This is a genomic window from Spirochaetota bacterium (genome assembly GCA_034190085.1).
Lineage (GTDB): Bacteria > Spirochaetota > UBA4802 > UBA4802 > JAFGDQ01 > JAXHTS01.
The window spans coordinates 20,877-29,993 of the sequence record JAXHTS010000043.1; the positions used below are offsets into that span (position 1 = coordinate 20,877).

The 9,117-nt window shown below is 38.7% G+C and carries 7 protein-coding genes; 4 read left to right on the plus strand and 3 right to left on the minus strand.

The features are described 5' to 3' along the window. The first annotated feature begins 89 nt into the window (after positions 1 to 89). Positions 90 to 248, plus strand: coding sequence for a hypothetical protein (locus tag SVZ03_07680; protein ID MDY6934087.1), 159 nt, complete (start codon positions 90 to 92; stop codon positions 246 to 248). Between the two features lie 38 nt (positions 249 to 286). Here SVZ03_07680 and SVZ03_07685 read toward each other — a convergent pair whose 3' ends face one another. Continuing rightward, the gene (locus tag SVZ03_07685; protein MDY6934088.1) at positions 287 to 1,852 is read right to left on the minus strand and encodes a radical SAM protein; all 1,566 of its coding nucleotides are present in this window, start codon (positions 1,850 to 1,852) and stop codon (positions 287 to 289) included. Between the two features lie 568 nt (positions 1,853 to 2,420). On the opposite strand from SVZ03_07685, the gene SVZ03_07690 reads away from it, so the two are divergent. From SVZ03_07690 to SVZ03_07700, 3 genes are all read left to right on the plus strand, one after another. Continuing rightward, positions 2,421 to 2,939 carry a cob(I)yrinic acid a,c-diamide adenosyltransferase gene (locus tag SVZ03_07690; GenBank protein ID MDY6934089.1) on the plus strand — a complete coding sequence of 173 codons (519 nt, stop codon included), beginning with the start codon at positions 2,421 to 2,423 and terminating at the stop codon, positions 2,937 to 2,939. A 220-nt stretch (positions 2,940 to 3,159) separates the two neighbouring features. After that, on the plus strand, positions 3,160 to 3,297 hold the full coding sequence (locus tag SVZ03_07695) for a hypothetical protein (protein ID MDY6934090.1): 138 nt from the start codon (positions 3,160 to 3,162) through the stop codon (positions 3,295 to 3,297). Positions 3,298 to 3,988: 691 nt separating this feature from the next. Continuing rightward, positions 3,989 to 4,480: a hypothetical protein gene (locus tag SVZ03_07700; protein ID MDY6934091.1), complete on the plus strand. Its 492-nt coding sequence runs from the start codon at positions 3,989 to 3,991 to the stop codon at positions 4,478 to 4,480. A gap of 153 nt (positions 4,481 to 4,633) precedes the next feature. Here the strand turns inward: SVZ03_07700 and SVZ03_07705 are convergent, their stop codons facing one another. Beyond that, complete coding sequence (locus tag SVZ03_07705; protein MDY6934092.1) at positions 4,634 to 8,047, minus strand: DUF2341 domain-containing protein; 3,414 nt, start codon at positions 8,045 to 8,047, stop codon at positions 4,634 to 4,636. A 426-nt stretch (positions 8,048 to 8,473) separates the two neighbouring features. After that, a complete protein-coding gene (locus tag SVZ03_07710; protein ID MDY6934093.1) occupies positions 8,474 to 9,022 on the minus strand; it encodes a cytochrome d ubiquinol oxidase subunit II in 549 nt (182 codons plus the stop codon). Positions 9,023 to 9,117: the final 95 nt, after the last annotated feature.

Below are 9,117 nucleotides of genomic sequence, written 5' to 3' on the forward strand. Positions count from 1 at the left end.
CATTCTTCCAACTCAACAATAGTTGATTTAACTCTGAGATAGTAAAATAATTGTGGAGTTGAACTTTCAGGGGCCGTGACTGGGGGAGAGTGCTTACTACTGAGGATTATTATACTCTGGGTGCGATGGTTAAATCAGCTGCAAATATATATAAGGGGGGATGTTTTGCAATTCTGGAAGGGGGTTATAATCATGATGTCCTTGGTTATAATGTGAAGGCGCAAACAGATGGCATGGAATCGCAATAAGCTATCTGGATGTCATTACTTCATCAATTGGAGTATACCTATTCTATAAATCCAAATTTGGCTTTAGAACCTTCCTGTATAATTTTCAGGTCACCTGCATCCATTGCTCTCTTGATCCACTTCGAAGCTTCAAAATCATCTACATTAGCATGAATAGCGGCGCTCTTGATAAGTTTATCTTGAGGATTTATGTTCCCATTAATCTCAACACTGCAAGCATTACTATTAAAAAAACCATTTCGAAATAACTCAAAGTAAAAATTCATACATCTCCTTCTATCCAAACCCTTTTGACTGCTTCCTGTAAGTTCACCCCGCCGCCAAGCCTCTATTTCCTGCTTTTCCAGATTTTCAATGTTCTTCTCATGCTCAATAATTATCTTTTCCAATTCACTAGCGCTTATACCCTTTGGCTCTGATACAACATGATTCGCATCATATAGACTCCAATCTCTATGCAGTATTCGAATGCCCAATTCCTCAGCACATTCATAGATTTCGCTACCAGGTAATGGAGCTAAAATATGCATACCAGCAAATATTCCAAGATTAAAAGCATATTCAAAGGTCTGCTCTATTGTCTCACGTGTTTCGCCTGGAAGTCCTAAAATAAAGGTAACCTGAACCTGAAAACCCATATCCACAGCTAACTTCACTTTCTCCTTTAGCAGGTTTAGGTCAATCTTTTTTCTAATGCGATCAACAATAGCCTGCACACCGCTTTCTGCACCGAATAGGATTCTAGTACACCCCGCGCGGCGCATCTTATCAAGAAGTTCAGGCTCCGCAGCATCAGCGCGAATAAAGATGCCAAGATCAATATCTATTCCTCTATTTATAATCTCATCGCACACTGCAATTGCATGAGAACGTTTCATCCCGAAATGGTCATCGCTGAATGAGATATCTCTAAAACCTAATCTTACCACATCTTCAATTTCATCAACCACTGAATTAGGAGACATCAACCTTGGTTTATGCCCAACCATCTTAGCGCCCACACAGAAAGCACAGGAGAATGGGCAACCCCTGCCAGTGCTCATCCTCGCATCAGTCCACATCGCTCTATACTTGGGAAGCGAGAAGAGATGTCTCGCAGGTTTGGGAAGTAGGTCAAGATTATGTTCAAAGGCTCGACGTGAACCAGCTACCATGCCTCCGTTTTCCCGCCATGCTAACCCATCTATGCCATGTGTTGAAGTGTTCTTCTCAATCTTGTTTACAAGCTCTATGATTGTCTTCTCCCCCTCTCCCAGCACCACAAAATCTATCCACGGCTCACTGTTGCCAATGTCTTTCCAGGTAAAGGTTGCATGTGGTCCTCCGGCAACTGTATATATTCTCTCATCAGCTTGCTTTACCCAATGCAATATCCTACTCGCCTCTGGCCAGTTCATCGTTACTGAGGTTATCCCCACCATTGCTGGATCAAAATTCTCAATAGTCCTTTGAATGACATCCTGGCTTGCTGGTGATATTAAGAGATCCAGAATACGTACTTCATTTCCAGCGTCTTCAAGCGCAGCGCCAATATACAACAAACTCATCGGTATACTAGGCGGCTCAGTAGCCGCATAAGGTGGATTGATCAATAATACCTTCACCTCTCTTATCCCTCCTTAATATAAAGCTTCCCTCGATTTCCCACTTTTGATTGAGATAGGATTTTAGACCCCAATATCAACCCATTATTCAACAGAACTCATGTACTACTTCTAAATTCAATTAATAATATTTTCAGGTCTAGTTTATGTACTAATATATTTATATAAATCTAAATAATAAAAATATCCATAAATTGTTTGCTCCTGAAGTCAAGCATAATCAAATAAAATATTGATTATTAGCAATTTTTCACGGAGTATGAAGTAATTGCTTATTCATAAGCATGAACGGAATAGTCAACTCCCCAAGTGCTAATAAATGTGATTTGTAGTCAATTTTCATAATTCGGGGAAAATTATGTTTATATATATGATAGTCCTGAATAACATCCTTTTGATAGACTTCCCAAGGTATCACAAGAAAAGTTCTTGCATTCATTGCTAAAAGCAGGGATGTAGGTATTTGAAAACTTAGTAAAACATCTCATTCCCGTCTTTTATAGAGGGGTCAATGAAGCGATAAATTATTATAAAAGTCATATTAATTTAGTAATGAGAGAGGAATAGGATGGGTATCTTTAAATTTTCGACAAAGGGAGATAAGGGTGAGACGAGTCTTTTATCTGGAGAAAGGGTTTCCAAGTCAAGCATTCGTCCTGAGACCTATGGCACACTGGATGAAGCCAGTTCTGCTCTTGGCATAGCTAAAGCCCTAACACAAAATGATAAAATAATGGAGATGATTGAGGAGGTACAGGAAGACTTGGTCATCCTTGGCGCAGAATTGGCCTCAGAGAGGGATGGGGGGAAAAAATATCAGATTGAGATGGATCACATCTCACGCTTAGAGGAGTGGATTGAAGAGCTTCAGAAGGAAGTTCCATTACCTCGAAAGTTCATTCATCCTGGAGAGACTGCTGTCAGCGCCGTTTTGGATTTGGCACGCACAATCGTTCGAAGAGCAGAGCGTCGAGCAATAGCGATGAAGGAGGAAGGGCTCCTGGATCATAAGGAGGTTCATTCCTATCTTAATCGTTTAGCTGACTTTCTGTTTGTATTAGCTCGATATGCCGGGGCAAAGGGATAGAATTTAAACCATCAATTGATAAGTAATATATCTATTACCTTAATTGATAGATTGTAATAGTCACAGAATCCTTTGGGTAATGAGCGCGCAAATCTAATTTTCTTCCAATAGGTCTGTTTACTCCTCGATATATTATTGATTCTACCCCCTTGAACATATTCCCCCAATCTAAATTTTTCGCTGCTATTATATACTTAAGATGGCGATAAACTGTGATTTCATGCCGCAGATGAACGCAGAGTTAAAAGGATTGTTTATTCAAATCAAGAGAGGGCTCTTCTTAGCGCTTCACACAACCCTTCCCGCACCTGTAGAGAAAACATCTACACCTGTAGAATCTCCATCTACAGGTGTATAGAACAAATCTTCATATGAAGACTGCATATCTACATGTGGAGAATGTATTCTTCATGTTGTAGAGGGATCCTCTACATGTGTAGAAGAATCCTCTACACATGTAGAATTCAATATACAAGATGTAGAATCTTCTTATACAACAAGCTAAAGCAAATTCCGGCATAAAGAGCATAGCCAGATTGATTTGTTTGGGATATAGGTAGATGGATTATCTGGAAAACGAGCTTTCACTAGGAGTGTACAGGCTGTATCTTGTTGTTGTCAAGGGAGATATTATAAGCTCAAAGGGCTTTCAATTTAGGGTAGTGGATTGATTATGATAATGGTTCTCCATTAGAATCAGATTAACATCAAGCAAGTTCTTAATAAATCACAAGGGATTATCTGCAGCCTTTTGAGAAGTTATAACACCAGGGATGAATAAAAAAAGGCTCGTTTCTTATACTTTAATGCAAGGGGCGCCATATCTGTTCGCCAGCTTCGAACAAATATCAATAATACTTGAATAATGCTTGCTTGTTTTTATTGCTCTGTTTAATTCTATATTGGATGTATGGATTATGCACCTTCTTTCAATTCCATAAGCAGTGGATAGATAATGTTTCTTCTCAATTGATATTTGTTTAAAATTTATGAGATATTTTTTAAAATCAAAACTGATTCTAATGATCTATTTTTCTGGTTTGGTCATTATGCAATGCAAAACATTAGATACTATTGATTATAAAAATGAAAACATCTATACAGGAGTAACCTCAAAGGAGTTAGAATCAAAAGAGAAGATTGATAATGGAAGAACATTTGAAGTCTTTTTTTCCATCGAAACTGAAGAAAAATGCTTAAAATTTATTTTATCTTCAAGTATTATTGATACTATCTTTAAGAAACAGAGATTTATAGGAATCTTTTACATAGTAGAAAAGGCTGTTGATATAAGTCAATTTAAGGCTTCACAATCCAAGCAGTTTATCTTTTCAGAGGTTGGTAAAAATTTTGACTACAATTGGAATACTAAAGATGAGATTACTATCTGTACTTCTATGAATGATCCAATTCAAAAGCTCGATAAATCTATTTACCGAATAAGGTTTACCGTTTTTCAAAAGGAGGATTATAATTTTAGGATAAAAATTCTTTCGGAGAATAAAATCTTTTTTTTAAATAATTTTTCAATTGTTGAATAACTGATTCATAGGGATAATAATCTCATATTTATACTCTAGGAGCATCAATACCGGACACAATTCATCACATCAATGATAATAGTGTTTATATATCAAAAGGCCGACTATTATAGCCGGCCCCTATCAATGCATATATAATTGAACAAGAGAATATTAAAGAGATTCTTCACCACCAATGGATACCTGAGGCTCAGGATTGGAGTGCTGGCGTCTTTCATAGTATGAAATAATCTCATCAACACCAAAACCCCTGTCGTAAACACTGACCTCATCTATAATACCGTTAACATATTCGCCAATTAACAAATTATCCGTGTTAACTGTAATAGATTCATAGAATGTTCTACTGTCCTCTAATACGCCGTCAACATACAAACATTCATTAGTTCCATCATAGGATAACGCAAGGTAATGCCAGGTTGTCGCCGGGTTAATTAGCTGAGCGCAAACGGTCTTATTGTTTATAAAGCCCCAAAGGTAGTTGTTTTCATCAATGCCTATTTTGTATGCATCTTCCCCTTTACCTATTATAGTAGCTGGTGGTGTATAATCCACCTCTACATAGACCTGAGTGCAGGCAGCCCTACTTCCTATAAGGAAAAAATAATTCATACGGAGTCTAACACCTATTTCTAATGCATCGATCTCATCCCAGGTCCAAGCGCTGCCTGTATTCGGATTAGTTAATACCTCCTCAGAATAATTCGTCCATGTTTCAAAGGATGTTATTGAATATGCTGTTCCATCATAAGTTGTGCCATAGGTCCTTAACGAAGCTTGAGCCCATGCGCTACGATTGCTACTAACATATCTTTTAACGCGATAGTGGATTGTAATTTTATTTATCACTCCACTGCCTTTGCTGTGGTCAGGTATGCTATACAAATCGCGTCTCCAAATCTCATCCTCTAATGAGCCTGACTGGTATACGAATGTATTGTTATCGTCAGAAGTTACATCATCCACTAATTCCCAGTGTGACCCTGAACCTGGATCCTGATTAACGATAGATGTTTCACTACCTGCCCCGTTTGGCCTTAATATCTCAGTTTGCGATGGCACGCCAACACCAGCTTCTCCCTTAAACCACGCACCAATGGTTACACGATTAACATCCAAACTAGCGCTATCCGAGACTTCAACATAATCTGTTGCTCCATCAAAATCAAGAGAGTCGCCGGTTGAAAAGACAACATCGCTTCTATTGCTCCATTGACCCCCATCTGTGCCGACCCAGGCAGCGCCGTTTATTGTGCCTGTGTTGCCGTTGCCTGATATATCAGCAATATTGCTATTTCCTGCGCCCTCATCTATGTGCCACATACCCATCAGTCCGGAAGCCCCATAGTCTTTTGTAAATGTATCATCAAAATCAGAGCCCGCTCCTGCGCTGCCATTACCATAATACATATAGATAGTCGCTGGTAAACCCTCAGGAACATTCGTCACCTCAACCCATATAGAAGCCAATTCAGCTCCAAAATTCCAACTCTCGATCCAATAATCAATCTCAGTCTCTGTCCCCAGGTCATAATAAGTGAACCTGATATCATCGCCATTTATATCCGCTTTGGAAAAATCAAAATTAGAAGAGTTCAGATTGACGTTTATCTGATAATCATTCAGGTCTCCTGACCATGCCTGTTCAGTTACTGTGATCTCATTTCGATAATTCCATGACGTATTCCACCATTCTCTATTATCAACTGTTATGGTTATCTCTTCAAAATCGCTCAATATCGGCGCGCCATCATCTTCCACAGTGAATCTAACTGAAGTATATGTCCCTGATTGAGTATAGTTTGGTGTCCAGCTAAATACCTGTGTGCCAGTATCAAAATTCGCCCCGGCTGGCAGATTAGTGGCTGAATATGTAAGTGTATCCCCAACATCAGGATCGCTGGCTGTGATGGTAAATTGAAGCAAATCACCTTCTGTGACAGTCTTATTGCCTATAGCATCTAGCACTGGCGGGCGATTCACATTCCCCACAGTTATAGTTATCTCTTCGAAATCGTCTAATACTGGCGCGCCATCGTCTTCAACTGTGAAACGAACATTTGGATAATTCCCGGCATCTCCAAAATTTGGCGTCCAGCTAAAAACTTGTGTGCCAGTATCAAAATTCGCCCCGATTGGCAGATTAGTGGCTGAGTAGGTAAGAGTATTCCCAACATCCGGATCGCTGGCTGTTACGGTAAAACTAAGTTCGACCCCTTCAGCAACCTCTTTATTGCCAATCGGATCAAGGACAGGTGCACGGTTGACATTATTTACGGTTATAGTAATATCCTCAAAGTCATCCAAAACCGGTACGCCGTTATCCTCAACAGTAAAACGTACATTCGGATAACTTCCTGAATCATCAAAATCTGGAGTCCAGCTAAATTTTCGTGTAACAGGATCAAAGCTTGAGCCTACTGGAAGATTATTTGCAGAAAATGTCAGAACATTGCCTGCATCAGGATCATTAGCGTTGATAGTAAATTCAAGCAATTCTCCCTCATTTACTGACTTGTTGCCTATAGGGATTAATACAGGAGCACGATTAACATTGTTAACAGTGATTGTGATAGATTCTGAGTCACTCTCATTTGGGATGCCATCATCTGTCGCAGTAAAGAGAACGCCAGGGAATGATCCTGACTGCTCATATGTTGGAGTCCAGCTAAATGTTTGAGTGCCCGTATTGAATGTTGCCCCACTTGGGAGGTTGCTTGCGGCATATGAAATATTATGCCCATCTGGATCGGTTGCTGTTATTATAAATTGAAGCAGCGCATTTTCATCCACAGACCTATTCCCTATTGGATCCAAAACAGGCGGACGATTAACATCGCCAACGGAAATGACGATCTCCTCGAAATCGCTTTCTTGAGGAATCCCGTCATCTGTTACAGTAAATCTAACACCTGAGTAGTTACCTGATTGGTTATATCCCGGAGTCCAGCTAAATTCTTGAGTATTAGGATCAAAAACCGCCCCAGAAGGGAGATTAGTTGCCGAGAATGTCAAAACATCCCATGTATTGGGATCAACAGCAGTTACTGTAAACTGAAGAGCATCACCCTCATCGACTGATCTGTTGCTGATAGGATCTAGTACTGGAGGAAGATTAACATTCCCAACAGATATTGTTATCGCCTCTGATGCGCTGCTTGGCGGAGAACCATTATCTGTGACAATAAAGAGGACATCAGTATAGTTGCCCGATTGATTGTAAGCTGGTGTCCAGCTAAATACATTTGTCAATGTATCAAAATTCGCTCCTGTTGGAAGGTTACTTGCAGAATAGGTCAATTCATCTCCATCCGGATCACTAGCACTAATGGTAAATTCAAGCAATTGCTCTTCATCAATCGCCTTGCTTCCAATTGGATCCAGTATAGGAGAACGATTATCATCTGTATTGTCCGGACCATCCTGATTTTCCTCTTCATTCATCTGATAAGCAGATGGATCTAACAGACCTCCAAGCCCCTCACCACATCCGGATAATGAAAAAGTACAAATTAAAAATAATAGCATAATGACTGATTGTATAAATAATCTAATTGTATATTTCATCTTAATTAACCTCATTTTGTTTAATATTATTTATACGCTAACCATGTTAATATACTAATTACAAAAGAAATAGTCAAAATTTAGTGATAATATTATGGAATTATTTTCATTTAACCTCCATCTCAATAATGATACTTTATATATTACTCTTGATGAATTCGACAAGAAATGAATAATCAGTCAATTTCATACCTAATCATTTGTTTAGTTTTCGTCTTGTCCCATACCTTATTTAACAGTTAAAATAAGTGAATATATTTTTCGATAAAATTTTGAACCATACATCAGTGTAAATGAAACGACAGTGGCAATAAAATAAGGAAGGATAAACCATATCAAAGAGAGATGATAAGGTAATAATCCTATTATTCAAGTAAGACAAAGTTCTATCCTTCCAAATAAATATCTCAGTCAATTCAACCACCCCTAATATGATTCTTCATAGGCCAAATCATCTTTAGTAACTTTATCTTTGAATAAATTATAGACCCAAATCTGGTATGCCAATACAATCGGCACAAAGATATGGGCAAGCACAAGCATTATCGTAAGGGTCAGGGAACTTGAAGCTGAGTTATGAGCTGTCAGGCTGTACTCAGGATTAAGGCTTGAAGGAAACATATTGGGGAATAATCCTATGAATCCATAAAAAGTAGCGCCAAGTATTGTAACAGCAGATGAAAACCATGCCTTCCAGAAGCTCTCCCTTGCCAGAAAAATCTTCACTCCTACAATTGCTAACACAGTAATTAAGATAAAGATAAAAAGGATAGGGTTGGCAATATAGTTGTCATAAATGGGTGTGGCAAATTTAGATGCAACCAGAAATGATACAGATACTATTGATAAAACAAGCCACAGCCTGTTCGCTGTGGTGATAGCCCTATCATGCAGTTCGCCTTCGCTTTTAATGCCTAACCATATTGTGCCATGAATTAAAAACAACAAGATGGCCTTGCCCGAAAAAGAGGACATGAAGTTAAGCAAAAGAAACGATAATAAGCTTAACGGAGGAGTCAATGAAATCAAGAAGAAAATTTGACAAACAATTTAAGATTGATTCAGTAGAG

Bases quoted from the DNA above. Each gene is read 5' to 3' on its own strand.
- SVZ03_07690 (MDY6934089.1), top strand. From the start codon at position 2,421: ATGGGTATCTTTAAATTTTCGACAAAGGGAGATAAGGGTGAGACGAGT.
- SVZ03_07705 (MDY6934092.1), bottom strand. From the start codon at position 8,047: ATGAAATATACAATTAGATTATTTATACAATCAGTCATTATGCTATTA.
- SVZ03_07710 (MDY6934093.1), bottom strand. From the start codon at position 9,022: ATGTCCTCTTTTTCGGGCAAGGCCATCTTGTTGTTTTTAATTCATGGC.
- SVZ03_07695 (MDY6934090.1), top strand. From the start codon at position 3,160: ATGCCGCAGATGAACGCAGAGTTAAAAGGATTGTTTATTCAAATCAAG.
- SVZ03_07700 (MDY6934091.1), top strand. From the start codon at position 3,989: ATGCAATGCAAAACATTAGATACTATTGATTATAAAAATGAAAACATC.